The organism is Eubacteriaceae bacterium Marseille-Q4139, from assembly GCA_018223415.1.
Taxonomy (GTDB): Bacteria; Bacillota; Clostridia; order Lachnospirales; family Lachnospiraceae; genus CABSIM01.
Map to the genome: position 1 here is coordinate 2,353,192 of JAGTTQ010000001.1, position 24,729 is coordinate 2,377,920.

Consider the following 24,729-nt stretch of genomic DNA (forward strand, 5'->3'; position numbering starts at 1 on the left):
TTAATAGGAAAAATGGTACAGGAATTCCAGGCATTCCTGAATCTGGCTGAAATGATTTTGCGCCCCGTAAGCCTCAAGGCTGGAACGTGACAGTTTGTTTCGGATCCGGCTGATGCCGCCGTCTGTCCACGGAGAGCCCTGGAAATTGGCGTAAAGGCCTGTGACGGAGCTTCGGATGACGGAAAGGTCGTTTTCTGCAAGGCCCAGGGGATTTCCGTTCAGAAGCCGGTGTTTCAGCCCGGCCAGGTAGTTGACCTGGAGAATGCCGCCCATGGCCGTGAGCCCGCAAAAGAACACCACATAGAGAAAAAACAGGGCGGTGGAGGCAACAAGGCGGCCTGCCTGGATTTCTTTCATGACGGCTTCCGCTTCCAGTAAATACCGCAGGGAGCCGTCGGCGGACAGGAGAAAGTCATCCTTTAAAAAGAGCTTTTCCGGCCGGCCGTTTTCCCGGATTCCCCAGAAGAAAAAGGTGCCGGTTTTCTTTTCGTTGTCCCAGCAGGAGCGGGTTCTGTCCAGGACGCGGTTTATGAGCTCCCGCCCATCTTTGGAAAACAAAAGAGCAAAGACCCACCCCGGCCGTTCGGCTTTCCAGTCAGCCATAAGCAGATTGTGAACGACGCGCTCCAGGGGAATCATGAAATAATTGAGCCTCGGGTACCAGGCATCTTCGGCGAGAAAATCTCTCCAGAGCCGTTTGTTTAAGAGGCTGATCTGATCGAGGAAATCATGGCCGTCCAAAAACTCCCACTGGCTTTCAAACCAGTCTTGAAGAAAAGAAAATTCTTCTTCCATAATGGAGCCGTCTTTTTTCAGGTCTTTCAGTTTCTGAAAGAACGTGTCCCGGTTCATGGGCGGCGTATTGTAAGCGAAGCGAGTGTTCCTGGCGGCAAAGGGGATTTTGAAATCCCGGTAGACGACGCCGCGGGGATAGAGCTCATTTGTCATAGCTGTCGTGGCGCAGGATAACGAAATCACCGGGAGCCTCTGACGGCACTTGATCAGGTACTGGTTGAGCACGATGTTCAAGGTTTCGTTGAAGGAAATGGAGGCATGGTGTTCCGCTGATGACACCAGATAATTTTCCTTAAGTGCGGCCTCGATGGACTCCAGCTCCGCCTCCGGGCAGACAGGCGCTGCGGCAGCCCGTATGGCTCTAAGAAGAAAATCCTGACGCTTTAGGATGGGAGCCGTAAACGGCTTTTCATATTGAAGATAAAACTCCTCCACAGTCCCGGAAAAGCCGGCAATGGGCTTCATTTCGGGGAAGCGGTCGAGCAGTTCGTCCAGTTCTTTTTTGCTTATCATGCTGTTTCTCCTTTCCTTTTGCTGCCCGTTTTGAGATATGGCTTAAGTTTTACCGTACAGAAGGCGACCGTCAGGAACGAGGCGGCTCCCATGGCGAGGCCGAGAACCGGGTAGCTTATGGATTCCGCGGCCCAGCCGCCGGCCAGGGAGCCCAGGGACGTGGCGCCCACAATCAGGAAGCGGGTGGTAGCCATGACCTTTCCCATGCATTCCGGCTCGATTTCCCTCTGCCTGTGGGACATGGAAATGGTATTGACGGCCGTGACGGAAAGCCCCTCCAAAAGGGAGGCGGCAAAGAGCGGCAGAAGGCTCGCGGTTCCGTATCGGAACAGGAACTGGAATAACACCGCCGCACAGCAGAATGCTAGGACAAAATATCTCCCAAAACGGTCGATGACAAAGTAGACGGCCACGCCGCCGAGCAGGGAGCCGATGCCGGCAAAGGAGATTAAAAGCGAGTAGACCTGCTGGCTGTAATGCAGGGTTTCCGTGATATATAAAATGTAAAAGGCAAGCTGCATGCCGGCAGTCAGGTTCAGGATGAAACCAATCAGCACGAAAAAGCCGATGTCCTTTTTGCGGAACAGATACAAAAGCCCGAAGGACACATCGGACAGAAACGATTTTCCTGTCAGCCGGGAGGGGGACGGCGCCGGGCGGTAGGCGGCTTCCCTTGGCGTGCCCCGACCGGCCCGCTTAGAAAGAGAGAGGAACAGGCAGGACATCACGTAGCAGACGCCTGTCGCACAGAGGGAGAGGGTTCCTGACAGCATGGAAAAAAGACTCCCCAGGTTGACGCCGATGAATTTATTGGAAGCCAGTTCGGCCGTGGATACGATGCTGTTGGCTTTTTCCAGCTGGTCTTTCTCCAAAATCCGCGGGAGGAAGATGGAGTGGCTGTTGTCGCAGAGCACCTCAAGCGTTCCCATGAGAAACGCAAAGACCGCAAGGAGCGGAATGGAGAGCTTTCCGAAAACGGAAAACGCGGCAAAGAGAAAAAAGGCCAGGGCCCGGAGGCCGTTTGCCCGTTTTGCCGTCTGGTAGGCGCCCTGCCGGTCAATCACGATTCCGGCCGCAATGGACAGGAGAAACCAGGGCGCAGAAAGTGCAGCCATCACGTATCCGAGATGGGAGGAAGAGGCTGACACGCTGAGAGTCAGGAGTGTCAGCGTGATGGTTGTGATCCCGTCCGATAAATTTGTGATAAGCTGTGATCCGGCAAAATACCAGAAGCTTTTTGGAAATTTCTGCATGCATCTCACCTGATTTCTGAAAGAATGATATTTTATAAAAATATACTAACAGATGCGAAAAATAAAATCAACAAAACACTGGTTTTTTTGATAAAATCTGAAAAAAGCAGAAAAGGAACCGGTTGCCCTTCCGGGAATCCGGCGGTATAATCGTGAGTATGACTGAAAATCCGGCAGAGGGGGACAGAATTCACATGGAACATACTATCGAGACGCCGGCCGTGTCCGGCGGCATAAGGCGAAAGGCATTTGCGGCCGCATTCCCGTACACGATCCCGATTTTTGCGGGCTTCTGGTTTCTGGGAATCACTTACGGCATTTATATGAACGTGTCAGGCTTCAGCTTCTGGTATCCGATGCTCATGGGGCTTACAATTTTCGGCGGCTCGCTGGAGTTTGTGGCCGTATCCATGCTGCTCGGGACATTTGCGCCGCTCCAGACCTTAATCATGACGCTGATGATCCAGGCCAGACACCTTTTTTACGGCATCGCCATGCTGGACAAGCTCAAGGGGACGGGCTGGAAAAAGCCATATCTGATTTTCGGGCTCTGCGATGAGACGTTTTCCATCAACTGTTCGGCCGAAATCCCGGAAGGCGTCGACAAGGGCTGGTTCATGTTTTTCGTGACGCTTTTAAACCAGATTTACTGGGTGTCCGGGGCAGCTTTGGGCGGGATTCTCGGCTCGTTCATCACCTTCGATACGAAGGGGCTGGACTTTGTGATGACGGCCATGTTTGTGGTGATTTTCCTCGAACAGTGGATGAAGGAAAAGCGCCATCATACGGCGTTCATCGGCCTTTTTGCGTCGGCGGCCTGTCTGGCTGTTTTCGGCGCAGATTCGTTTATGATTCCGACGATGGCATGCATCCTGGTTCTTTTAACCGTATTCCGGAAACCCATTGAAAAGGCAGGTGGACTTTCATGACGCTTACAGAACAGATTCTTACGGTTGCCATCTGTGCCCTGGGCACCATGGCGACGCGGTTTCTTCCGTTCCTTTTGTTTTCGCCGAAGCGGCCGACGCCGGCTTATGTGCAGTACCTTGGCAAGGCGCTTCCGGCAGCTATTTTCGGCATGCTGGTGGTTTACTGTCTGAAAAATGTGGAGTTTTTTTCGGGAAACCATGGGCTTCCGGAGCTTCTCGCCATCGCCGTGACAGCCGGATTGCATATTTGGAAGCGGCAGATGCTTGTGTCCATCGCAGGCGGCACGGTTTTTTACATGGTGCTGGTGCAGATGGTGTTTTAGAGGGATAAAATTAAGCGCCGCAAAATCACGGAAAATGATTTTTGCGGCGCTTTTAAACTTACATGGTTACGGTTATTCCTGGCTTCTGCTCTCCATGCGGCAGTTGGCCGTTTCCACAATGCCGACAGCCGCAGCGGCGATGGCATTGAGAAGCTGGAGAATGGAAAGCAGGTCGAAGGATTTCCGATAGAGAAGGTTGAGGCTGAACTGGAGAAACCAGATTCCTGCCATGAAGAACCAGAGGACATTCCGGTGGCGTTTGATTTTTTCCATAATTACCCTCCTTATGATTTAGTGAATTTCGCCTCCTACGGCGCGGATATCGTCCTTGCAGTTCACGGCGGCAGCGACGGCAGCGGCCAGGGAGCCTGCAATGTCAGAGATGGCCATGGACGGTGTGCCGGGCTTTTCCGTCACCTGGGCCGGGGCGTAGGGGACATGGATGAACCCGCCACGGACGGACGGGAATTCCTTTTGTATGTAGTAGAGGATGCCGTACATCACGTGGTTGCAGATATAAGTTCCGGCGGAGTTGGAAAGCACAGACGGATAACCGGCCTCCTTGATGGCCTGTACCATGGCTTTCACAGGAAGATTCGAGAAGTAAGCCGTATCTCCATCGGCAAAAACCGGCTCGTCGATGGGCTGGTTCCCTTCGTTGTCGGGGATCCTGGCATCGGTGACGTTGATGGCAACACGTTCCGGGGTGACGCCGAACCGGCCGCCTGCCTGGCCGACGCTGATGACGATGTCGGGCTGTTCGGATACCATTTTTTCATGGACCTTTTCAATGGATTTGCCGACGACAGTCGGGATCTGCATCTTGATGACCTGAGCGCCTGCGATCTCATCGGGCAGGAGCTTTACGGCTTCCCAGGCCGGGTTGATGGCCTCGCCGCCGAAAGGATCGAAGCCTGTAATTAAGACTTTCATCTGCAACACCTCTTTCGATAAATTGACAAACAGCAATCATGCCTGTATGATAGGATACTGGGGCCGGCGGTGATCCGGCTCCACCACTATTATATATAAAGTTGGAAAAATACGCAAGAAGCGGGGACGCAATACGATGAAAATTATCATTTCACCTGCAAAAAAGATGGAAGAGTGCAGCGACCTGTTTGAGCCGGGCGGGCTCCCGGAGTTCCTTTCGGAGGCTGAGACGCTGCTTTCCCGTCTGAAGGCCATGACGGAGCCGGAGCTAAAAGTCCTTTTTAAGGCCAATGATTCCATCACCCATGAGAATTTCCTGCGGTTTCGCTCCATGGAGCTTTCCAGGGCCCAGACGCCGGCGGTTCTGGCCTATGTGGGGATCCAGTATCAGTACATGGCGCCGAAGCTGTTTTCCTATGGGCAGTGGGAGTATGTAAAGGAACACCTGCGGATTTTAAGCGGGTTCTACGGGATTTTAAAGCCGGACGACCGGGTTGTCCCCTACCGGCTGGAGATGCAGGCGAAGCTTCCGGCCGGGGCATCCGGGGATCTCTATGGCTTCTGGGGGAGGCGGCTTTATGAGGCTCTCATAAGAGACGACCGTGCGCCGGTCATTGTGAATCTGGCCTCGAAGGAGTACAGCCGCTCCGTGGAGCCGTATCTGGAGCCTGGAGTCCGGTTTGTTACCTGCGTATTCGGGGTAAAGTCCGGCGGGAAGGTGAAGGTAAAGGCGACGGAGGCCAAGATGGCGCGCGGCGAAATGGTGCGCTTCATGGCTGAACATGGAATCGAAAAGGAAGAGGAGTTAAAAGGGTTTTCCTGCCTGGGCTACCGGTTTTCCGAAATGGAATCGTCCAGGGATACCTACGTGTTTTTAAAGGAAACCACATAAAGAAAGGAAAAACGATGTTTCGCAGAATTGGAAAAGATGATCCCTGCTGGTGCGGCAGCGGGAAAAAATACGGGGAGTGCCACATGGTTTTCGACCAGAAAATCGGGCGTGCCAGGTTTTCCGGCCATGAAGTGCCGTCCCATAAAATTATTAAAAACCCGGCGCAGATTGAAAAGATCCGGGAGAGCGGGAAATTAAACATTGCTGTGCTGGATTACGTGGCGGAGCGGATCGGCGCCGGCGTCACCACCCAGGAGATCGACGACTGGGTTTACCAGTTTACCACAAAGCACGGCGGGATCCCGGCGCCTCTCCACTATGAGGGCTTTCCGAAAAGCGTCTGCACGTCGGTCAATTCCCAGGTCTGCCACGGCATCCCGTCTGACGATGTGGTGTTAAAGGAAGGCGACATTGTCAACGTGGATGTCTCCACGATTCTGGACGGCTTTTTCTCCGACTCGTCGCGGATGTTCATGATCGGGGACGTGGGCCCGGAGAAGGAGCGGCTTGTGCGTGTGGCGAAGGAAGCTGTGGATAAAGGGCTTGAAAAAGTGAAGCCCTGGGGATATCTCGGCGACATGGGGCAGGCCGTCCATGAGCATGCGAAGAAAAACGGCTATACGGTGGTGCGGGATGTGGGCGGCCATGGCGTCGGCCTGGAGTTCCATGAGGAGCCGTTTGTCAGCTATGTGTCCAGAAAGGGGACGGAGATGTTAATGGCGCCGGGCATGATTTTTACCATCGAGCCCATGGTGAATATGGGGACGGACGGCATCTATGTGGACGACGGAAACGGCTGGACGATCTATACCGAGGACGGGAAGCCGTCGGCCCAGTGGGAGATCATGGTGCTTGTGACCGAGGACGGCCATGAGGTGCTGGCCTATTAAGAGAGGACGCATGAAACGTCTGACTTTAATAAAATATTAAATAAATTATGTAAATTTTCCTTGAGATAGCCGACGGAATTTAGTATAATGGAACTACCAGACAAGTACGTGAAAAACAGAGAAGGAGGCTGTCTTATGGAGATGAAGTATGAGAAGATCAGAGCAGGCGGCGTTGACGTCCCGTTAAAGGTCGTAAAGGGACATTTTGCGACGAACCATGCCCACACAAACTACTATGTTGACCTGACAACCATCAAGAGCCGCGTCAGCGAGGCTCAGGAGATTGCCCGGGTGCTGGCGCAGATGTATCTCTACAACATGGTCGTGGACACCATCGTGTGCATCGAGGGCACGGAGGTCATCGGCACGCTTCTCGCCGAGGAGCTGACCAGGAGCGGATTTTTGTCCATGAATGCCCACCAGACTATTTACATCATCCGCCCCGAGTACAACAGCAACAGCCAGCTTATTTTCCGTGAGAATTTTTATCCGATGTTAGCCGGGAAAAACGTGATCCTTTTAACGTCCACGGTGACGACGGGCCTTACGGTCAACAAGGCCATTGAGAGCATCCAGTATTACGGCGGGATTCTGCATGTGATCTCTGCGGTATTCAGCAGCCTGGACGAAGTAGATGGAATCCCGGTGAAAGCCGTCTTCGGAGTGAAGGACGTCCCGGACTACCAGTACACCGATTACCGGGACTGCCCGATCTGCAAGGCGGGGAGGAAGCTGGATGCACTGATTAACCCCTACGGCTATTCCAAGCTGTAACGGGGACGGACGCTGGAGACAGCGGTCAGACGGTGGTACCATGTCATGAAAGAGACAACGGTACGCGGCCGGACAGGAGAACATTACCTCTCGGTATTTCCATATCCGGACGAAGTGATGGCACTGAATGAAAAAAAGCTGGGATGAAGCCTTTCCTCATCCCGGCTTTTTTACTATTTCTCCGTTCCCTGTCCGTTAATATGGTTTTTTATGGCCTGGAAGCTTTCCGGGCTGATGACGTGTTCCATGCGGCAGGCATCTTCGAGGGCCGTTTCTTTGCTGACGCCCAGCTTCATGAGCCAGCCGGAAATCATGGTATGGCGTTCATAGATGGTTTCCGCGATCTGAAGGCCCTGCGGCGTCAGGGAGAGATGGCCGGAATCGTCGACCTGCACATAGCCGTTTTCTCTCAGGTTTTTCATGGCGACGCTGACGCTGGCCTTGGAAAACCCCAGTTCCATGGCAACGTCAATGGAGCGGACATACGGCTGCTGCTGACTCAGCATCAGTATGGTTTCTAAGTAATTCTCAGCCGATTCCTGTATTTTCAAAATAGAATCCCTCCTAATACCGTAGTTTGGACATCCCCTATCCAGTGTACCATACTTGGCGGAAAAGGTCAAACGCTTCGCGGCCGGGCAGGCCGGATGCAGAGGCCGATGGCGGCGCTTTGAAAACTGGAAAAAATAGTCTTGACAATAAAGTTAGTTTATGCTAACTTATAGCTATGAGTTAGACAAAACTAACTAAAAGAGCGTATTTTTCCCGCTGCAAAGGACAGCAGGACAGACAGAGAGAACAGGCGGCAGAATATGAAAGCTGCGGCCATACAGCATGGAGGTAACGGAATGAGTGTAGTTATCATCGGAGGCCATGACCGCATGGTCAGACAATATAAAAAAATATGCCAGGATCACAAATATAAGGCGAAGGTCTTCACCCAGATGAGGACGGGGCTCGACAAGCAGATCGGCACGCCGGATCTTCTGATCCTGTTCACCAGCACCGTATCCCACAAGATGATCCGCTGTGTGCTGGACGAGGTGGACAGCTCGAGAACCGACATTGTCCGCTGTCACACCAGCAGCGGCAGCGCGCTGACGGAGATTTTGGAACAGCGGTGCTGTTAATCCGAAAGGGAGGGAGTCAATGAGTGATGAGGCATTCCGCATCATGCGGGGACTGGATATGAGGTTTTTGGAAACCCAGGTGGCGCTCCAGTGCGCGCCGCTCCTTGCCGGTGTGAAGCTGTCGAACCTTTTGAATGTGGGGGCAGATAAGCGCAGCGCTGTCATGGCCTTGTTTGCGCCGACGCCGGTTTCCTGCCATGTGCTCTATGAGCTTGACGGGAGGATTTCCGTGCTGCTCTACCGGGAAGCGGAGATGGAAGCACATATAAAAAAGGACGGCGTGCGGGAGCTTTTAGAGGAGTGGGGCTACGGCGGCATGGAGCTTCCAGAAATCCTGCGGCAGGTTTCCGGCCGCTACCAGAAACACATGGAAGGCCGCGGCGGCTTTCCCCACGAGATCGGCCTGCTTCTGGAATATCCGGAGGAGGACGTAAAAAGCTTTATCCGGAACGAGGGAAGAGACTTCCTGTATTCGGGATACTGGAAGGTATATGGAGACCTTCCGAAAGCACTTGAAACCTTTGCCGGCTATGACCGGGCGAGGGAAGCCGTGATCCGGCTTGCCGGAAGCGGAAATGGAATCCGGGAAATCCTGACATCCTTTACAAGACAGGGATGCAGAGCAATAACCATATAGGAGGAAAATGAAACATGGATAAAATTATCGTAGCATTCTGGACACAGACAGGAAACACGGGGATCATGGCGGAGGCCATCGGGAAGGGAATCGCGGAGGCCGGAAAGGAAGCCGAGATCCTTGATATTTCCTCGGTCAGCATGGACGATTTAAAGGCGGCGCCCGTCTTTGCCCTCGGCTGCCCGGCCATGGGGGATGAGGTGCTGGAGGAAGGCGATATGGAGCCCTTCGTCATGGAAGTGGAGACGTTTGCCTCCGGAAAGAAGATCGGCCTGTTCGGCTCCTACGGATGGGGCGACGGCCAGTGGATGCGGGACTGGGAAGAACGCATGAAGAACGCCGGCGCTGTGCTGGTGGGCGGGGAAGGCGTCATCGCCCACGAGACGCCGGACGACGATGCACTGGAGGCGTGCAGGGAGTTTGGAAAACAGCTTGCAAACGCATAAAAAGAGAGGGACGGAAAGCTTTGGTTTCCGTCCCCTTTCATATCCATGCCTAGAAAAACGTGTGGATGAAATTCTGTTTTAAAAACCGGTACTGCCTGGTGGGGCGGCCTTTCCCCTCCTGTTTCTGCGGCTCGATTTCCTCGATGAGGCCGGAGTCGAGAAGCAGCTGGAGGATCCGGTTGCAGCTCCGGCTGGTGATGTTGAGCCACTGGGAGAGGGAGGCAGCCGTCATGACCGTGTCCTTATCCATCTGGAAGAGGCCGACGATCTTTAAGAGGTTGCTCTCGTTGATGCCGTTTTTCTGGGAATACTCCAGTGCCTTTATGTTGGAATAGCTGTAATTTAAGGTGCGCGTTAAGGATAAGGGCCCCGTCAGTACATTATCATTTCCGTGGATCAGGAAGCCGTCGTTTTTCCCGTAGCGGATGGCCTCCTGGAGAGCGGCTTCGGCCTGGTAATGGCTTTCACCGACGGAGCTTCCGATGCCGGCGCCGATTCGGAACTCCAGGCTGTCTTTTCCATCCAGGAAGGCGATCAGATCCTGGATTCGCTCGAAGTTCTTTTTGTAAAAATCGCTGTCGGCCATGAGCTCAAAGCGGTTGGAGACGGAGTGGACGGAGAAGTCGTAGCCGTACTCCCGCCTAAAGTCCAGAAGGTATTTGTGGAGTGTAATCTCCAGATACTCCCGGTCATGGGAAGTGATGGATTCCGGATATATGAGCTTAATGAGGATCACCAGCTTGCCGGCCCGGTTTTGCTGGTTTAAGCGGACGGAATTGACGGCGCTCCGGATGGAATTCCGCACCATTTCCTCTGAAGGCAGGAAGTGGATATAAGGGATTTTCATTTTATTCAAAACCTCAAGCTGGTTGGTGGTACGGGTCAGCACAATGTCGATTTTCCCGGAGTTCCAGAGCTCTTCCACCCGCTCCCTCAAGGTCTCATAATTGTACTCGGGATTTTCAAAGCAGTAGGGCATGTAATCCGGCGACAGATATGTTTTCAGGTTCATGAAATCGTTGACCGGCGTCAGGAAATCCATGTAGACCCGGGATAGCGGGATATGGGGATAGCGCAGGACAAAGTTTAACAGGATGGATAAAATGTCCTTTTCCTCATAGGATACGAAAGCGCAGGGTACCTGGATATCGTCGATATGGGTCAGCATATAGGAGTAGCCAAGCTCCCCGGAAAAGAAGATCACGTCGGAAAATGACTTGCACTGCTCATAAATATCCGTGATCTCCTCCAGCTTATCATAGACATATTTATGGAAGGAACAGCCGAAATCCTGATGGGCAATGGCTTTGCGGATCACATCCATGGATTTTTTTGGACTTACGATGCTGATGGTAATCATAGAAAATACTCCTTTCCGAAGGAAAATGCGTCTTTTAATGACAAATGTGTCGATAAATCAGATTCCCCCTAGAATCGTAACACATAATATTGACAAAGTCAAAAGCCTATGTTAAAATATGGATAATAAAAGACGCGAAATACATAAGTCTTAAATAAAAAGACGCGGTGCCAGAACCCTGACGGAAAGGGAAACGGCAGGAAGCTGGCGCGGAAAGGGACGGAAGGCTTCCTTTTTTCTGCGGTAAAAAACGATATTACATATGGATTTCCAACTGTTTGAGAAATAACTGCAATACCGCCCGCAGAATGGCTTTTTATGGCCGATATTGAGACACAAAGCTTCAATAAACACCGCAAGACCGTATTTTAAGTCTCTTATTCGTGCGAGATGCACAGGGGTTAATGACAACCAAATATTTAAGGAGGTATTTGCGAAATGAGCAAGTATGTTGACAGAGTATTGGCGGAGTTAAAGGAAAAAAACGCTAATGAGCCTGAATTCCTTCAGACAGCAGAGGAAGTTTTAACTTCTTTAGGCCCGGTTGTAGATGCACATCCGGAATATGAAAAAGCAGCTCTCCTTGAGAGAATGGTAGAGCCGGAGAGAACCGTAGAGTTCCGTGTCGTATGGGTAGATGACAATGGTCAGACTCATGTAAACCGCGGATACCGCGTTCAGTTCAACGGCGCTATCGGACCGTACAAGGGAGGCTTACGTTTCCATCCGTCCGTAAATCTGTCCATCATGAAGTTCTTAGGATTTGAGCAGACATTCAAGAACAGCCTTACAACTCTTCCGATGGGCGGTGCAAAGGGTGGTTCTGACTTTGACCCGAGAGGAAAGAGCGACGCAGAAGTAATGAGATTCTGCCAGGCATTCATGACTGAGTTACAGCGCCACATCGGTCCGGACGTAGATATCCCGGCTGGTGACCTTGGCGTAGGCGCACGCGAGATCGGCTATCTGTATGGCCAGTACCGCCGCATCAGAGGTGCTTTCGAGAACGGCACAATCACAGGTAAGGGACTTTCCTTCGGTGGTTCCCTGATCCGTCCGGAAGCTACTGGTTTCGGTGCTGTTTACTATCTGGAAGCAGTTCTGAAACATGAGAATGACACACTTGCTGGCAAGACCGTTTCCCTGGCTGGTTTCGGTAACGTAGCATGGGGCGCAGCTACCAAGCTTGCTGAGCTTGGCGCTAAGGCTGTTACTCTGTCCGGACCGGATGGATACATCTATGATCCGGATGGAATCACAACGAAAGAGAAACTCGACTACATGCTCGAAATGAGAGCAAGCGGACGCGACCGCGTTCAGGACTACGCTGACAAATTCGGCTGCAAGTTCGTTCCGAACGACAAACCGTGGGGCGAGAAGGTTGATATCGTAATGCCGTGCGCTACTCAGAACGATGTCAACATGGAGCAGGCGAAGAGAATCGTTGCCAACAACATCAAATACTACATCGAAGTTGCTAACATGCCGACAACCAACGACGCTCTGAAGTTCTTAATGGAGCAGGAGAACATGGTTGTTGCTCCGTCCAAGGCAGTTAACGCCGGCGGTGTTCTTGTATCCGGTCTTGAGATGAGCCAGAACAGCGAGAGATACTCCTGGACAGCAGAAGAGGTTGACGCTAAGCTGCATCAGATCATGACAGGTATCCATGACGGCTCCGCAGAAGCTGCTGAGAAGTACGGCCTTGGCTACAACCTGGTTGCTGGTGCTAACATCGTTGGCTTCCAGAAGGTTGCTGATGCTATGATGGCACAGGGCATTGCCTGGTAATCAGGGGGATACCCAAAACTGAATTCATTCAGAATATCGGGGGTGGCTGCGGGAGAAGTTTCTTCCGCGGCGCCCCTATATTAGTATTACGGGATTCATCATCCTGTGATATCCATTATATTCAGAGAGGAAGGATAAACATGGCATTTACAGTTTTTTACACAGTGCAGATCAGCGACGTTGCCACAAAGATTTTTGAGGCAGCCGGCGGAAAAGCTGTTGTAACCAACCATTTCTTTGACGAGGCAGGCTACGTCGAGGAATTGAAGGCGCTGAAGCCGGAGGCAATTATGTGCCGGACAGAGCCGGTTACGGCAGCCATGATGGATGCGGCTGGCCCGAATCTGAAGGTGATCGGTAAGCAGGGAGCAGGCCTTGACAATATCGATATCCCGGCAGCGACGGAGAGAGGCATCCGCGTGGTTTATGCACCCGGCCAGAACGCACAGTCTGTTGCAGAGCAGGCTGCTTTCTTAATGCTGGCGTGTGCCCGCCGCTATCAGTATGTAGATAAGCAGTTCCGTTCCGGAAATTATAAGGTTCGTTTCGGACTTGAGAATACATATGAGCTTCAGGGCAAGACCCTGGGACTTGTGGGCTGCGGAAGAATCGGCCGTATGCTTGCAACCATCGCAAAGTGCGGCTTCGGCATGAACGTGATCGGTTATGACCCGTTCCTGAAGCAGGATCAGCTTGGCGATCTGATCACTCTTGTGGAAAACCAGGATGAGGTATTCAAGCAGGCAGATTTCATCAGCCTTCATACGCCGCTGACGCCTGAGACGGAGCACAGCATCGGCATGAGAGAGTTCAAGCTCATGAAGCCGACGGCTTCCTTCATCAACGCGAGCCGCGGTGAGGTGGTTAATGAGGCAGAGTTAATCCAGGCGATGCAGGAGAATGTCATCAACTGCGCCGGCCTCGATGTTACCGAGAAGGAGCCGCTGCCGCTTGACAGCCCGTTATACAGCCTTGACAATGTAATCCTGACGCCGCACACGGCTGCAACGACGGAGCAGTCCGTCATCCGCTGCTGTGAGACGGTTGCAGAGGATATCTGCGCCGTTCTGGAAGGCAAGGATGCGAAGTTTGCTGCAAATAAATTTTAATCAGGAACTGAATCTCAAAAGAACTCATCGTCGGACGGCCTTGGGTTCTTTTCCGTTTAAGACAGGAGGAGCATGACATGACGTGTATCATTGAATCGGCAAAGGCATTGATGCCGAAGCTTTCTAAGATCAGGAGAGATTTCCATGAGTACCCGGAGGTTTCTCAGCATGAGGTGGAGACAGCGAAAAAAGTCGCCGCATATTTAAAGGAAATCGGCTGCGATGAGGTCATTGAAAATGTGGGCGGACACGGTGTTGTCGGCGTAATCAAGGGAACCATGCCGGGCAAGGCTGTGGCGCTCCGCGCTGATATGGATGCGCTTCAGATCCAGGAGATGAATGAAGTGGAATATAAGTCCCGCAACGACGGCGTGATGCATGCATGCGGCCACGACAACCACATGACGGGGTTAATCGGGGCGGCAGAGCTTCTGTGCCAGAGACGGGATCAGATTAAGGGAACAGTCAAGCTGATTTTCCAGCCGGCAGAGGAGTTATCCCCCATCGGCGGATCCAGGGAGATGTTAAAGTCGGGGTATATGGATGACGTGGAGGCTGTTTACGGGCTTCATGTGTGGCCGGATCTTCCCCACGGGAAAATCGGAATCAAGGCAGGCCCGCTAATGGCTGCGACGGATCATTTCACGATCACGATCCACGGCAAGACGGCCCACGGCGCAAAGCCGGATCAGGGTATCGACGCCGTTGTTCTCGGCGCGCAGTTTGTTATGGCGGCCCAGACCATCGTCAGCAGGAAGGTGAACCCCCTTGACAACGCCGTTGTGACCTTCGGTATTTTCAATGCGGGAACCAGATACAATATCATTGCCGGCGACTGTGTGCTGGACGGCACGGTCCGTACCCTCAATGAGGAGACCAGGGATATGGTGGAGGAGTCCATGAGAAAGCTTCTCGACGCCATCTGTCTCCAGTCGGGCGCGACGGCCGACATCACTTACGGCCGCGGCTATCCGGCCCTTGTGAACCATGAGGCCGATGCGGCCATGATTAAGAAGACGGCCGTTTCCCTGTTCGGCGAGGAGGACGTTGTGGACGTGAAGCTTCCGGCCATGCCGGCAGAGGATTTCTCCTTCTATCTGTTGGAGAAGAAGGGCGCGTTCGTATGGCTCGGCACGGCGAAGGAGGGCGAAGAGCCCTGGCCGCTCCACAACAGCCGGTTTGACGTGGATGAGGACATCCTCTGGAGAGGAGCCGCTCTTCTGGCACAGACGGCCATTGATTATCTGGCAGAAAATTAAATCGAGACGGGCGGATATATGGATCCGGCGGCAGTCATTTTTGGAGACTGCCGCCGGATTTTTTGCGGAAAGGATTATTCGTTTTCGGAAAGTTCCATGGATTCTTTTAAAGCGTCTGCAAGCCCTTCTAAGTCTTCGCGGGTGTGGGAGGACATGAGGGCAAGCCTTAGCCGGGCGCTGCCTTTTGCGACGGTGGGGTAGCGGATGGCCGAGATGTAATAGCCGCGTTCTTTTAAAAGCTCCATGACGCGCATGGCGCGGGCCTCGCCGCCGATGATGATCGGGATGATCGCCGTCTCGGAGGCGGCGTCGATGCCGCGGGCGTTTAAGGCGGCACAGCAGAAGCGGATGTTTTCCTGAAGCTTTTGTACCCGCTCCGGCTGTTCCATGATGAGGCGCAGGCCTTCTAAGTCAGCGGCCATGGAGACCGGGGAGAGGGCGGTGGAAAAGATGAAGCTTCTGGCTTTGTTTACCAGGTATTCGATCAGGCTGCGGGAGCCGCAGACGAAGCCGCCTTCGCCTCCGACGGCTTTGCTGAGAGTGCCCATCAGCACATCCACGGAGCCCTCCATGCCGAAATATTCTTCGGTGCCGCGGCCGGTGGCGCCGATGACGCCGGTGGCGTGGGCTTCGTCGATCATGGAGAGAAGGCCGTAGCGGCCGGCAAGCTCGGTGAGCCGCGGGAGGTTTACGATGTCGCCGTCCATGCTGAACACGCCGTCGCTGACGATGATGCCGCGTTTTCCCGGGTGTGCCTTGATTTTTTCTTCCAGATCGTCCATGTCGTTGTGGCGGTAAACTACCAGGTCAGCCTTTGATAAGCGGCAGCCGTCGATGATGCTGGCGTGGTTTAACTGGTCGCTGTAAATGATATCGCCTTTCTGGGTCAGGGCGGACAGGATCCCCACATTGGCCATGTAGCCGGTGTTGAATACGAGGGCGGCCTCTCTGTTTTTGAATGCGGCGATGGCCTGTTCCAGCTCCATGTGGATTCTTGTGGTTCCCGTCGTCAGGCGGGAGCCGCCGGAACCGGCGCCGTATTCGTTGAGAATCCGGCCGGCATATTCTTTGATTCTTGGCTCGCTGCTCAGATCCAGATAGCTGTTGGAGGAAAACAGGTGCTGCTTTTTCCCTTCTATTGTGACGACGGCCGTCTGTGCAGAGTCAAAGACGGTCATTTTCCGGAACAGGCTGCCGTTTTTTAGCTGCAAAAGTTCACTGTCGATTCGTTCCCATTTGTCCATGGCTGTTTGCCCCCTTGTCTTTAAAGCCGGATCAGCATTTTCTGATGTTCCAGGTAGCGGATGCAGTCGTCTGCTTCTTCCGGTTTTCCGCGGAAAAGGAAAATGCGGCCTCCGTCCGGACATCCCATCTCTTTTAGTTTTGTGATCCGCACATAGCCCAGTTCCTTCGATGCGAAGTATCCCGTCACATAGTCCGGGTCGTCGGAAATGCAGATTTCGCCGATGATGTTCTTGTGATTTGCCACCTTGGTGGCCAGCACGAGCGCTTCTTTGAAATGGTTTTTCTGGGAGCGGTCGTCGCCGGTTCCGGCCGCGTCCATGTAGGTGGCGCGCACGCCCCGCTCATTGTCAGGCTCCAGACGTTCTAAGGTGTCGGCGTCAAGCAGCATGGCGCCGCGCATGCCCCAGGTATTTTTTAACTGTTCTAATATTTCCCGGCCATTTGGGATACCGGAGCGGTCTAAAAGCTCTAAGATTTTCGCACGTCCTTCCTCTGCCGTCGGAACTTCGCAGGTGGTTACGGGAAGCCCGTCGCAGTACATCACGTCTTCGGCGGCCACGCGCTCTACTTTCAGGTTGATAAAATCGGCTTCGCCTTTGGAATGGTGCATGGCCCGTTCAAGAAGCTGGGCGCAGATGGACTGGAGGCTGTCCTGCTCCACGATTTTTTCTGCGCCGGAGATGTGCATTTCTCTGCCGTTTTCCTTGCGGCTGGCGCGCATTTTTATGCTGTATAAGTCTGTGCTCATGATTTTCCCCTGTACGTTTTTTCTGGATGGCTCTGCCTGCATGGAACCGGTTTTCCAAAGCGGGGAAAGCCGGCCTGTGCGGCGGCCCGGCAAAAGGCCGGATAAAAAAGTGCCGTGCAGACGGCTGTGAAGATCATTCCGGGAACGGCCGCGGCAAGAAGCGGCAGAGCCGGGACACGGAGCATGGCGGCCAGCACCAGGCGGGCGCAGCCGGTTCCGATGGGGCCTGCCAAAAGCAGCCGGAGCCTCTTTTCCGGTTTTTTGGCGGCGATGGCTCCCGCCGTGATGCGGAACACCATGGCGATGAGGACGTTCCAGATGGTGTGGGTGCCCAAAAGAAGCTGAATCAGGCTGGAGCAGATGCCGATTCCCAGATAGCGCCTGAAACCGACGGCAGCGGCCAGGCAGACGGCGTAGGGAGCCGAAAGCTGGAATTCCGCACCGGGAATCAGGGAGGGCAGTTTGAGCATGCCGAGGAGAACCAGCATCGCCGTCAGGAGCCCGTCGAGGGCCAGCCTTTGGAGAGCGGACGATGGTTTTGCGTGTTCCATGGTATGTTTGTCTCTGTCCTTTCTTATTCTCATGCCGTTAATATAGCAGGCGGGGGGAAGATTGTCAACTGTTACAAAGTGAAATGGTTGACAAATGAGAGAAAAAAGACACGGGGAGCGTTTGACGGCGCACCCGTGTCTGGCGTTTCTGGATTTTAAGCGAGAGCGGAGAGGAAGTCGCGGACAGCTTTTTCCGGCGTGGCCCAGGAGGTCACGAGGCGGATGACCGTGTGGCTGTCATCGGGCTTTTGCGACCGCTCGAAGGTGAAGTCTTTTCCGAGCTTATCAACAAGTTCGTCGGGGAGTATGGGGAAGAGAAGGTTTGTGTGGGAATCCGAGACAAAGGAATACCCGGCCTTCCGGATCCCGTCCCGCAGGATGGCAGCCATCTCGTTGGCATGGGCAGCAAGGTCGAAGAAGAGGCCGTCCCGGAACAGTTCTTCAAACTGGATGCCGGCGAGGAAACCCTTTGCCAGCATGGCGCCGCGGTTTTTCATCATGAAACGGAAGTCTTCCTTTAAGCTGTCTTTTTGGATGACGAGCGCTTCGCCGAGAAGGGCGCCGTTTTTTGTGCCGCCGATATAAAATGCGTCGGTTAAGGCTGCGAGATCCTTTAAGGTCAGATCGTTGGGCGCAGAGGTCAGGGCAGAGCCTAAACGGGCGCCGTCCAGATAGAGCATGAGGCCGTGGAGGCGGCAGAAATGGTGAAGGGCCTCCAGCTCCGCCTTGGTGTAGACGGTGCCGAGCTCAGTGGAGTCGGAAATGTAGACAAGCTTTGGCTGTACCATGTGTTCATCGCAGTGCTCGGTCAGGCATGGCGCGATGATTTCCGGCGTCAGCTTTCCGGTGGTCGTCGGCAGCGCAAGGACTTTGTGTCCGGTGCCCTCGATAGCTCCGGCTTCATGGACGTTGACGTGGCCGGTGGCAGCGGCGATGACGGCCTGGTAGGGGCGGAGCGCCGCTGCGATGAGAAGCAGGTTTGTCTGGGTGCCGCCAACGACGAAGTGGACGGCGGCATCCGGCGCGTCTGCAAGGTGGCGGATGGTGCCGGCTGCGGCAAGGGAGTGGGCGTCCAGGCCGTAGCCAACATTCTGGGTCAGGTTGGCGTTCATCATGGCTTCCAGTATCCTGGGATGGGCGCCTTCGCTGTAATCGTTTGTAAAGCTGTACATATGGTTTTCTCCTGTTCTTCTGCGATGGCAGATGGTCTTTCTGATAGTATAATGAATCGGAGCGGGAATGTCCAGGGGAAAGTCTGCGGTATCCGAGTATGTCGAAAAGTGTTGGATTTTGTTGTATCTGTCCCTTATTTGAAGTAAACTTGCATTGTAGTTATAGTTGAGAGTGGGAAGGGCAGATGCAGCAGGGCGGAGAATAAGAGGGAGGAGACAGAAATGACGAAATATGAACGGATCCGCGGGGTAATCCGCAGGGTGTATGAGGACGGAAGGCAGCATGGAATCGGAGAACTGCGGGAGACGTGCAGGGCAGATGGCATTGATCTTGAGACGGACAGACATGCGCTTAACAACGTGTTGTTCCAGATGAAGAAGAACGGGTATTTGATGTGCGGGGAGGAAAAAGGCGTTTACTGGAAAGCGGAAAGGGAGATGGAAAACAGTGCGAAGGGAGAAAATGCGGACAGCGGGAGCGAAAAGCGTGAGGCAGAACATGGCAGAAAGGGGGAAGACATGGATGGGGCTGTAAAGGCGCTTTCTCTGGACTGGAAGCAGTATTTTATTTTGGAGCCGGAGAGGGGCATGCTTTCGGAGAAAAAAATGACGGTGACGGAAAAGGGCGAGATTCGCTTGAGCGCGCCTTTGAGGCGGGAGATGGGGACACGGAAAATTGAACTGGCTTTCAGCAGGGACATGCAGACGGTGTACTTGAATCCAAATGGGGAACATGCACACGCGTTTACGAAGGCAGGGACGGCAAAAAGCAGGGAGCTTGCAGAAATCCTCCGGAAGATGAAAGCAGGGTTCCCGGCTGTGTACATGGTGAAATGGGATGATGAAATAGCGGCCTGGAAGGGAAAGCTTGACGGTGCGGCGAAAAAGTGAATGGAAAAGGCGAGAAAGAGAGAGTACAGGCGGGCATATTACAGAAAGAACCGGGTGCGGCTGTGCAGGCAGAAGCTGTATGAATATTTTCCACGCGCCATCAGGGAGATCGGAATGCGGAAGGGGGAAGACGTGTTCTTGCTGTACGAGAAGTTTCCGTTTGAGGTTTACGGGGAGCCATTTATACGGAGGCGGCTTTGGAAAATGGGGATTGCACAGCACAGATTGGAGTACCAGGAGTGCTATGATGCGGCGTCGGATGCATATCTGTACAGCATTGCCAGGTGTGCGTTCTGCGGCTATGGGCATGTGGAGTTTTATATCAGGAAGATGATACGGATTGCCGTGATCTGGGGGCTCGTACTCTTTAACGACGGGAGAAATCTGTGCATGGAGAACGGGCTGGCGCAGGTGGAGCTTGACGGGCTGGAGCGGAGAGACAGGTGGTGAGGGGACGGCTGCACCGCCCCCGGCGGCTATGGACGCCAAGGGGAGACGATGCGGCGAAATTCGTCCGGCGATGCGTTGCAGACGGTGATGGAAAAGCCCTCGGCAGCGCTGCCCTCTAAGAGGCTGATGCCGCCGTTTAGAAGTTTTGTCTTTCCGGTGCCGAGCGTGTGGTTGGAGAGCCTGGCAAGAAGGACGTTGATGGCTGCGCCGTGGGAAACGGCGGCCACGGAGGAAAAGCCGGATTTTGAGAGGTCTGAAAGGGCGCGAAGCATGCGGATGCCCACCTGCTCGAAGGGCTCCATGCCGCAGGAGTCCTGACCGGCGGAGACCGAGAAGTATTCCTGCCGGTCTTTGATGAGTTTCCCGGAGAATTCGCCCAGGTCACGCTCGATGAGGCCGTCCATGGCCAGGACGGCTCCGGGATCCAGGCCGATGCGGCCGGCCAGGATTTCCCCGGTGAGGCGGGCGCGGCTTAGGGGGCTTGTGAAGACGGCCTGGATGCCAAGGCCTTTTAAGGCATCCCCGCAGACGGCAGCCTGGATTTTTCCGGCCGCGTTTAAGGGCACGTCTTCGCGCCCCTGGAGGCGCAGCTCGCGGTTCCAGTCGGTCTCGCCGTGGCGGATCATGTATATTTTCATGTGGAAAAGCTCCTTTTCTTTTGATGGGGACCGCGGGTGGGTCAGTATCAGTTTAGCGCATGGGGGTGGGGAATGCAATCTTGTTTTTCCAAGAAAAAATATTTTTAGATTCGACAACCGCCCATTTCTATGCTACAATCTCCCTACCACCCTCAAAAGAACAGAAAGGCTTTTCACAACATGAACATTTACTTTGCCCCGATGGAGGGGATCACAGGATACATCTACCGCCGCGTCCACAGGAACTATTATCCGGGCACTGCAAAGTATTTCACCCCGTTTCTCGCGCCAGGGCCGCAGAAGGGGATCGGGGGAAGGGAGCTTCGGGACGTGCTGCCGGAGAACAACGAGGGAGTCCCTCTTGTGCCGCAGATTCTCACGAACCGGGCGGAGGACTTCCTAAAAACGGCAGAGCTTTTAGAAGGCATGGGATACCGGGAAATCAATTTAAACCTGGGCTGCCCGTCGGGGACGGTGGCGGCAAAGAAAAAGGGTTCTGGCTTCCTGGCATTTCCGGAGGAACTGGATTCATTTTTTGACGCCGTCTTTTCCGGCATGGAAAAGCGGGGGAGCCGCCAGGCGGTTTCCGTAAAAACGCGGATCGGGAAAGAGGATCCCGGGGAGTTTGAAAGGCTTTTGGAAATCTTTAACAGGTACCCCATTGCGGAGTTAATCATCCATCCGCGCGTCCAGACGGATTTTTATAAAAACCATCCGAACATGGAGGCGTACAGAATGGCGGTGAACGGGAGCAGAAATCCTGTGGTTTATAACGGCGATTTGTTTACAGAAGCGGATATCCGCCGCCACTGTGCGGATTTTCCGGAGACGAAGACGCTGATGCTCGGCCGCGGTTTTCTCATGGATCCGTCGCTGGGGGAAAAGGCCTGCGCGGGCGAAGGCAGGTGCGAAACGGCCGGTGCACGGAAAGAGGAAGAACGGCTTTCGGCATTCCTGGACGAGCTTTGCAGCCAGTATGCCGCCGTATTTTCCGGGGACAGGAACGTGCTGTTTAAGATGAAGGAACTCTGGGCGTACTTAGAGGGACATTTTCCCGGTGAGGAAAAGCTTTTGAGGAAGTTAAAGAAGGCAAAAAGCCTGGAAGAATATAAGAGCATCACGAAGCTGCTGTTTTCCGGTGCCATTCAGGGTGCCGGACAGCAGGAACCTTCGGAAAATACAGATTTTCAGTGACCTTTCTATTAAAGTATGTTATAGTATGATAAATGTCAGTACAAAGGAGATAACGTATGTATTTGATTAAAAATGTCCATGTCTTTGCGCCGGAAGATCTTGGTGTCATGGATCTGCTTATTGGCGGAGAAAAAATCCTTAAAATGGCGCCGGGACTTCCCGAGGTTTCGGAGTACGGTACAGAAGTGATCGACGGAAGCGGCATGGCCGCGTTTCCAGGCCTCATTGATGCCCATGTCCATATCCTGGGCGGCGGCGGAGAAGGCGGAGCCAGGACGCGGACGCCGGAAATCATGCTGACGGACATCACAATGGGAGGCGTTACCACAGTCGCCGGACTCCTGGGAACGGACGGCTGCACGCGTACCATGACAAACCTTCTTGCGAAGGCAAAGGGCCTTGAGGAAGAGGGCATTACGGTTTATGCCTATACTGGTTCCTACCAGGTGCCGGTGCGGACGCTGACCGGGAATATTATGGATGATATTATCCTTTTGGACCGCGTCATAGGAACCGGGGAAATCGCCATCGCCGATCACCGCTCTTCGCAGCCGACGAAGGAGGAATTCGCAAAGATTATTGCAGATACGCGGGTCGGAGGCATTCTCTCCGGAAAGGCCGGCCTCGTGAACATCCATATGGGAGACGGAAAGGAGCAGCTTTCCTATCTGCGCTATGTGCTGGAAAATACGCAGATTCCGGCATCCAACATGCTGCCGACCCATATCAACCGCAGCACGTCTTTGATGGCGGACGGCATCGACTATGCGAAGAACTGCGGCGGCTATATTGACCTGACTACCAGCTCAGATCCGGATTTCCTGGAGCCGGACGAGGTGAAGGCAAGCACCGGTCTTAAAATGGCTCTGGATGCAGGTGTGCCGGCCGATCATGTGACGTTTTCATCGGACGGACAGGGGAGTCTTCCTGTCTTCGGCCCTGACGGGAGCTTCCAGGGACTTGGCGTGGGAAAGGTATCGTCCATGTACCGGGAGCTGTGCGATGCCGTGTTAAAGGACGGCGTGTCCCTGACCGATGCGCTGAAGCCGGTTACATCGAATCCTGCATTCCTTTTGAAGCTGGAACAAAAGGGGCGGCTTGCAGAGGGGGCCGACGGGGATCTGGTTCTGGCGGATCAGAAAACTTTAAAGCTTCATACGGTCATGGCAAAGGGGCGCCTGATGGTTTCAGACGGAAAAGCCCTTGTCAGGGGAACCTTTGAGCGGTAAAATAAAGCAAGGTGTGCGAAAGAAAAAGTGAAAGGCAGGTTTACCAAATATGGAAAAGAAAAAGAGGCAGTTTTCAATGCCGCATACTTACATCATCATTTTCTTTGTGATTTTGGTGGCGGCAGTCCTCACAATGTTTGTCCCACTGGGCAAATATGAGCAAAAAGAAATCACTTACATGGATCACGGCGTGGAAAAGACGAGAACGGTCCTGGATCCGGACAGCTTTACCTATGTTCTGGATGAAAACGGCAATAAGATCACGAAGGTTGCGCCGCTCTGGGGAACCGAGGATCACGGCGGACAGGGCATTTTGAACTTTGTTTTTGAAGGCATGACCGTCGGCGACAAAAACGGAACGGCCGTGGGCATCATCGCGTTTATCCTGGTGGTGGGCGGCGCCTTCGGCATTGTCCTTCGGACGGGAGCCGTGGACAGCGGCATCATGCGCGTGATTGCTCTGACAAACGGACGGGAAATCCTGCTGATTCCGATTCTTATGACTCTGTTTTCTTTGGGCGGAGCTGTGTTCGGAATGGGTGAGGAGGCAATCCCGTTTGTCATGATCCTTGTGCCCATGTTTATCGCCATGGGCTATGACGCTGTCGTGGGAATCATGTGTTCTTATGTGGCGACGCAGATCGGCTTCGGTACCTCCTGGCAGAATCCCTTCAGCCTCGCGGTTGCACAGGGAATCTCCGGACTCCCGGTCATGTCGGGTGCATGGTTCCGCGTGCCGCTGTGGATCATTTTTACGGCCATCAGCATTATTTTCACAATGCGCTATGCGAAGAAAATCAAGAAGAACCCGAAGCTGTCCGTCGCTTATGAATCAGACGAGCAGTACCGGAAGGAATTTGCGGCCAACGGACAGGAGATGCCGCCGTTTACCCTTGGTCACAAGCTGGTGATCCTGACGGTTGCAGCCTGCATGGCATGGACGATCTGGGGCGTTGTGGAAAAGGGATATTATATCCCGGAAATCGCTTCCCAGTTCTTCGTGATGGGCCTTGTGTCCGGCATCATCGGCGTTGTGTTCCATCTGAACGGCATGCGGATCAACGACATTGCCACCTCTTTTGACAAGGGCGCGGCAGACCTTCTGGGCGCAGCCATCTGTGTCGGAATGGCCCAGGGCATCATCATCGTCCTCGGCGGAACGAGCGCCACGGACGGCACGGTGCTCAACACGATCCTGCACGCCATCAGCGAGGGAATGCAGGGCTTCCCGCCGGTGATTTCCGCCTGGTTCATGTATATTTTCCAGTCGGTCTTCAACTTCTTTGTCGTTTCCGGTTCCGGACAGGCCGCCCTTACGATGCCGATCATGGCACCGCTTGCGGATCTGGTGGGAATCGAGCGTCAGGTGGCTGTTCTGGCTTTCCAGCTCGGCGACGCGTTTACAAACTTCATTGTCCCGACTTCCGGCTGTCTCCTCGGCGCCCTTGCGGCTGCCAGACTTGACTGGGGCAAATGGGCGAAGTTCCAGATTAAATTCCAGGCAGTGCTGTTTGTTTGTGCATCGGCAGCAGTGGTTCTCGGTGTGTTGATTGGGCTTTCGTAAAAACAGGTAAGAA

Annotated in this window: 25 protein-coding genes and 1 pseudogene; 16 read left to right on the plus strand and 10 right to left on the minus strand. The window is 53.8% G+C overall.

Annotated features, from left to right (window positions below):
- Together KE531_11105 and KE531_11110 are read right to left on the minus strand one after the other, a co-directional pair.
- Positions 1–1,308 (minus strand): hypothetical protein, encoded by a 1,308-nt coding sequence (locus KE531_11105; GenBank protein MBR9954148.1) that lies wholly within the window; start codon positions 1,306–1,308, stop codon positions 1–3.
- Positions 1,305–2,561: an MFS transporter gene (locus KE531_11110; protein ID MBR9954149.1), complete on the minus strand. Its 1,257-nt coding sequence runs from the start codon at positions 2,559–2,561 to the stop codon at positions 1,305–1,307. The genes KE531_11105 and KE531_11110 overlap by 4 nt, the downstream gene beginning before the upstream one ends.
- A gap of 194 nt (positions 2,562–2,755) precedes the next feature.
- On the opposite strand from KE531_11110, the gene KE531_11115 reads away from it, so the two are divergent.
- Together KE531_11115 and KE531_11120 are read left to right on the plus strand one after the other, a co-directional pair.
- Positions 2,756–3,490, plus strand: coding sequence for an AzlC family ABC transporter permease (locus tag KE531_11115; protein MBR9954150.1), 735 nt, complete (start codon positions 2,756–2,758; stop codon positions 3,488–3,490).
- Positions 3,487–3,813 carry a branched-chain amino acid transporter permease gene (locus KE531_11120; protein MBR9954151.1) on the plus strand — a complete coding sequence of 109 codons (327 nt, stop codon included), beginning with the start codon at positions 3,487–3,489 and terminating at the stop codon, positions 3,811–3,813. The genes KE531_11115 and KE531_11120 overlap by 4 nt, the downstream gene beginning before the upstream one ends.
- 72 nt (positions 3,814–3,885) lie before the next feature.
- On the opposite strand, the gene KE531_11125 is transcribed toward KE531_11120, so the two are convergent.
- Both KE531_11125 and pcp read right to left on the minus strand, forming a co-directional pair.
- Positions 3,886–4,086, minus strand: coding sequence for a hypothetical protein (locus KE531_11125; GenBank protein ID MBR9954152.1), 201 nt, complete (start codon positions 4,084–4,086; stop codon positions 3,886–3,888).
- 18 nt (positions 4,087–4,104) lie between these two features.
- The gene (pcp, locus tag KE531_11130; GenBank protein MBR9954153.1) at positions 4,105–4,746 is read right to left on the minus strand and encodes a pyroglutamyl-peptidase I; all 642 of its coding nucleotides are present in this window, start codon (positions 4,744–4,746) and stop codon (positions 4,105–4,107) included.
- 136 nt (positions 4,747–4,882) lie between these two features.
- Between pcp and yaaA the strand changes: the two genes are divergently transcribed.
- The 3 genes from yaaA to KE531_11145 all read left to right on the plus strand — a co-directional run bounded on the left by yaaA (position 4,883) and on the right by KE531_11145 (position 7,302).
- Positions 4,883–5,638, plus strand: coding sequence for a peroxide stress protein YaaA (yaaA, locus tag KE531_11135; GenBank protein ID MBR9954154.1), 756 nt, complete (start codon positions 4,883–4,885; stop codon positions 5,636–5,638).
- Positions 5,639–5,652: 14 nt separating this feature from the next.
- Entirely contained in the window at positions 5,653–6,528 is an 876-nt protein-coding gene (locus KE531_11140) for a methionyl aminopeptidase (GenBank protein MBR9954155.1), read from the plus strand.
- A 135-nt stretch (positions 6,529–6,663) separates the two neighbouring features.
- A complete protein-coding gene (locus tag KE531_11145; GenBank protein ID MBR9954156.1) occupies positions 6,664–7,302 on the plus strand; it encodes an orotate phosphoribosyltransferase in 639 nt (212 codons plus the stop codon).
- A gap of 173 nt (positions 7,303–7,475) precedes the next feature.
- On the opposite strand, the gene KE531_11150 is transcribed toward KE531_11145, so the two are convergent.
- Complete coding sequence (locus KE531_11150) at positions 7,476–7,853, minus strand: metal-dependent transcriptional regulator (GenBank protein ID MBR9954157.1); 378 nt, start codon at positions 7,851–7,853, stop codon at positions 7,476–7,478.
- Positions 7,854–8,150: 297 nt separating this feature from the next.
- On the opposite strand from KE531_11150, the gene KE531_11155 reads away from it, so the two are divergent.
- Genes KE531_11155 through KE531_11165 form a run of 3 tightly spaced genes read left to right on the plus strand, consistent with a single transcriptional unit; the run spans position 8,151 to position 9,515 of the window.
- Positions 8,151–8,432, plus strand: coding sequence for a DUF2325 domain-containing protein (locus KE531_11155; GenBank protein ID MBR9954158.1), 282 nt, complete (start codon positions 8,151–8,153; stop codon positions 8,430–8,432).
- 19 nt (positions 8,433–8,451) lie between these two features.
- The gene (locus KE531_11160; GenBank protein ID MBR9954159.1) at positions 8,452–9,069 is read left to right on the plus strand and encodes a DUF3793 family protein; all 618 of its coding nucleotides are present in this window, start codon (positions 8,452–8,454) and stop codon (positions 9,067–9,069) included.
- Positions 9,070–9,083: 14 nt separating this feature from the next.
- Positions 9,084–9,515 (plus strand): flavodoxin, encoded by a 432-nt coding sequence (locus KE531_11165; protein ID MBR9954160.1) that lies wholly within the window; start codon positions 9,084–9,086, stop codon positions 9,513–9,515.
- Positions 9,516–9,564: 49 nt separating this feature from the next.
- On the opposite strand, the gene KE531_11170 is transcribed toward KE531_11165, so the two are convergent.
- Positions 9,565–10,875, minus strand: coding sequence for a hypothetical protein (locus KE531_11170; protein ID MBR9954161.1), 1,311 nt, complete (start codon positions 10,873–10,875; stop codon positions 9,565–9,567).
- Between the two features lie 438 nt (positions 10,876–11,313).
- On the opposite strand from KE531_11170, the gene gdhA reads away from it, so the two are divergent.
- The 3 genes from gdhA to KE531_11185 all read left to right on the plus strand — a co-directional run bounded on the left by gdhA (position 11,314) and on the right by KE531_11185 (position 15,034).
- Positions 11,314–12,666, plus strand: a complete 1,353-nt coding sequence (gene gdhA / locus KE531_11175) for an NADP-specific glutamate dehydrogenase (protein ID MBR9954162.1) — start codon at positions 11,314–11,316, stop codon at positions 12,664–12,666.
- Positions 12,667–12,806: 140 nt separating this feature from the next.
- Complete coding sequence (locus tag KE531_11180) at positions 12,807–13,775, plus strand: hydroxyacid dehydrogenase (protein ID MBR9954163.1); 969 nt, start codon at positions 12,807–12,809, stop codon at positions 13,773–13,775.
- A 77-nt stretch (positions 13,776–13,852) separates the two neighbouring features.
- Positions 13,853–15,034, plus strand: coding sequence for an amidohydrolase (locus KE531_11185; GenBank protein ID MBR9954164.1), 1,182 nt, complete (start codon positions 13,853–13,855; stop codon positions 15,032–15,034).
- Positions 15,035–15,108: 74 nt separating this feature from the next.
- On the opposite strand, the pseudogene bioF reads toward KE531_11185, so the two are convergent.
- The 3 genes and pseudogenes from bioF to KE531_11200 form a co-directional block, all read right to left on the minus strand.
- Positions 15,109–17,027: pseudogene (bioF, locus tag KE531_11190) on the minus strand (8-amino-7-oxononanoate synthase).
- Positions 17,024–17,578, minus strand: a complete 555-nt coding sequence (locus KE531_11195; GenBank protein MBR9954165.1) for a hypothetical protein — start codon at positions 17,576–17,578, stop codon at positions 17,024–17,026. The pseudogene bioF and the gene KE531_11195 overlap by 4 nt, the downstream one beginning before the upstream one ends.
- A 155-nt stretch (positions 17,579–17,733) precedes the next feature.
- Positions 17,734–18,750, minus strand: a complete 1,017-nt coding sequence (locus tag KE531_11200) for a threonine aldolase (GenBank protein MBR9954166.1) — start codon at positions 18,748–18,750, stop codon at positions 17,734–17,736.
- Positions 18,751–18,972: 222 nt separating this feature from the next.
- On the opposite strand from KE531_11200, the gene KE531_11205 reads away from it, so the two are divergent.
- Both KE531_11205 and KE531_11210 read left to right on the plus strand, forming a co-directional pair.
- Positions 18,973–19,641 carry a hypothetical protein gene (locus tag KE531_11205; GenBank protein ID MBR9954167.1) on the plus strand — a complete coding sequence of 223 codons (669 nt, stop codon included), beginning with the start codon at positions 18,973–18,975 and terminating at the stop codon, positions 19,639–19,641.
- A complete protein-coding gene (locus KE531_11210) occupies positions 19,642–20,091 on the plus strand; it encodes a hypothetical protein (protein MBR9954168.1) in 450 nt (149 codons plus the stop codon). It begins immediately after the preceding gene.
- 26 nt (positions 20,092–20,117) lie between these two features.
- Here KE531_11210 and KE531_11215 read toward each other — a convergent pair whose 3' ends face one another.
- The gene (locus KE531_11215) at positions 20,118–20,729 is read right to left on the minus strand and encodes a histidine phosphatase family protein (protein MBR9954169.1); all 612 of its coding nucleotides are present in this window, start codon (positions 20,727–20,729) and stop codon (positions 20,118–20,120) included.
- 180 nt (positions 20,730–20,909) lie between these two features.
- Here KE531_11215 and KE531_11220 point away from each other — a divergent pair, with 180 nt between their 5' ends.
- From KE531_11220 to yfcC, 3 genes are read left to right on the plus strand one after another with little or no spacing between them, the layout of a single operon-like run.
- Positions 20,910–21,923: a tRNA-dihydrouridine synthase gene (locus KE531_11220; protein ID MBR9954170.1), complete on the plus strand. Its 1,014-nt coding sequence runs from the start codon at positions 20,910–20,912 to the stop codon at positions 21,921–21,923.
- A gap of 56 nt (positions 21,924–21,979) precedes the next feature.
- Positions 21,980–23,152, plus strand: coding sequence for a beta-aspartyl-peptidase (gene iadA, locus KE531_11225; GenBank protein ID MBR9954171.1), 1,173 nt, complete (start codon positions 21,980–21,982; stop codon positions 23,150–23,152).
- Between the two features lie 49 nt (positions 23,153–23,201).
- The gene (yfcC, locus tag KE531_11230; protein MBR9954172.1) at positions 23,202–24,716 is read left to right on the plus strand and encodes a putative basic amino acid antiporter YfcC; all 1,515 of its coding nucleotides are present in this window, start codon (positions 23,202–23,204) and stop codon (positions 24,714–24,716) included.
- The last annotated feature ends 13 nt before the right edge of the window (positions 24,717–24,729 follow it).

Bases quoted from the DNA above. Each gene is read 5' to 3' on its own strand.
- KE531_11195 (MBR9954165.1), bottom strand. From the start codon at position 17,578: ATGGAACACGCAAAACCATCGTCCGCTCTCCAAAGGCTGGCCCTCGAC.
- KE531_11220 (MBR9954170.1), top strand. From the start codon at position 20,910: ATGAACATTTACTTTGCCCCGATGGAGGGGATCACAGGATACATCTAC.
- KE531_11200 (MBR9954166.1), bottom strand. From the start codon at position 18,750: ATGTACAGCTTTACAAACGATTACAGCGAAGGCGCCCATCCCAGGATA.
- KE531_11180 (MBR9954163.1), top strand. From the start codon at position 12,807: ATGGCATTTACAGTTTTTTACACAGTGCAGATCAGCGACGTTGCCACA.
- KE531_11165 (MBR9954160.1), top strand. From the start codon at position 9,084: ATGGATAAAATTATCGTAGCATTCTGGACACAGACAGGAAACACGGGG.
- KE531_11215 (MBR9954169.1), bottom strand. From the start codon at position 20,729: ATGAAAATATACATGATCCGCCACGGCGAGACCGACTGGAACCGCGAG.
- KE531_11160 (MBR9954159.1), top strand. From the start codon at position 8,452: ATGAGTGATGAGGCATTCCGCATCATGCGGGGACTGGATATGAGGTTT.
- KE531_11120 (MBR9954151.1), top strand. From the start codon at position 3,487: ATGACGCTTACAGAACAGATTCTTACGGTTGCCATCTGTGCCCTGGGC.
- yfcC (MBR9954172.1), top strand. From the start codon at position 23,202: ATGGAAAAGAAAAAGAGGCAGTTTTCAATGCCGCATACTTACATCATC.
- KE531_11145 (MBR9954156.1), top strand. From the start codon at position 6,664: ATGGAGATGAAGTATGAGAAGATCAGAGCAGGCGGCGTTGACGTCCCG.
- KE531_11170 (MBR9954161.1), bottom strand. From the start codon at position 10,875: ATGATTACCATCAGCATCGTAAGTCCAAAAAAATCCATGGATGTGATC.
- KE531_11210 (MBR9954168.1), top strand. From the start codon at position 19,642: ATGGAAAAGGCGAGAAAGAGAGAGTACAGGCGGGCATATTACAGAAAG.
- KE531_11115 (MBR9954150.1), top strand. From the start codon at position 2,756: ATGGAACATACTATCGAGACGCCGGCCGTGTCCGGCGGCATAAGGCGA.
- KE531_11205 (MBR9954167.1), top strand. From the start codon at position 18,973: ATGACGAAATATGAACGGATCCGCGGGGTAATCCGCAGGGTGTATGAG.
- yaaA (MBR9954154.1), top strand. From the start codon at position 4,883: ATGAAAATTATCATTTCACCTGCAAAAAAGATGGAAGAGTGCAGCGAC.
- KE531_11140 (MBR9954155.1), top strand. From the start codon at position 5,653: ATGTTTCGCAGAATTGGAAAAGATGATCCCTGCTGGTGCGGCAGCGGG.
- KE531_11155 (MBR9954158.1), top strand. From the start codon at position 8,151: ATGAGTGTAGTTATCATCGGAGGCCATGACCGCATGGTCAGACAATAT.
- KE531_11125 (MBR9954152.1), bottom strand. From the start codon at position 4,086: ATGGAAAAAATCAAACGCCACCGGAATGTCCTCTGGTTCTTCATGGCA.
- KE531_11185 (MBR9954164.1), top strand. From the start codon at position 13,853: ATGACGTGTATCATTGAATCGGCAAAGGCATTGATGCCGAAGCTTTCT.
- KE531_11110 (MBR9954149.1), bottom strand. From the start codon at position 2,561: ATGCAGAAATTTCCAAAAAGCTTCTGGTATTTTGCCGGATCACAGCTT.
- gdhA (MBR9954162.1), top strand. From the start codon at position 11,314: ATGAGCAAGTATGTTGACAGAGTATTGGCGGAGTTAAAGGAAAAAAAC.
- KE531_11105 (MBR9954148.1), bottom strand. From the start codon at position 1,308: ATGATAAGCAAAAAAGAACTGGACGAACTGCTCGACCGCTTCCCCGAA.
- pcp (MBR9954153.1), bottom strand. From the start codon at position 4,746: ATGAAAGTCTTAATTACAGGCTTCGATCCTTTCGGCGGCGAGGCCATC.
- iadA (MBR9954171.1), top strand. From the start codon at position 21,980: ATGTATTTGATTAAAAATGTCCATGTCTTTGCGCCGGAAGATCTTGGT.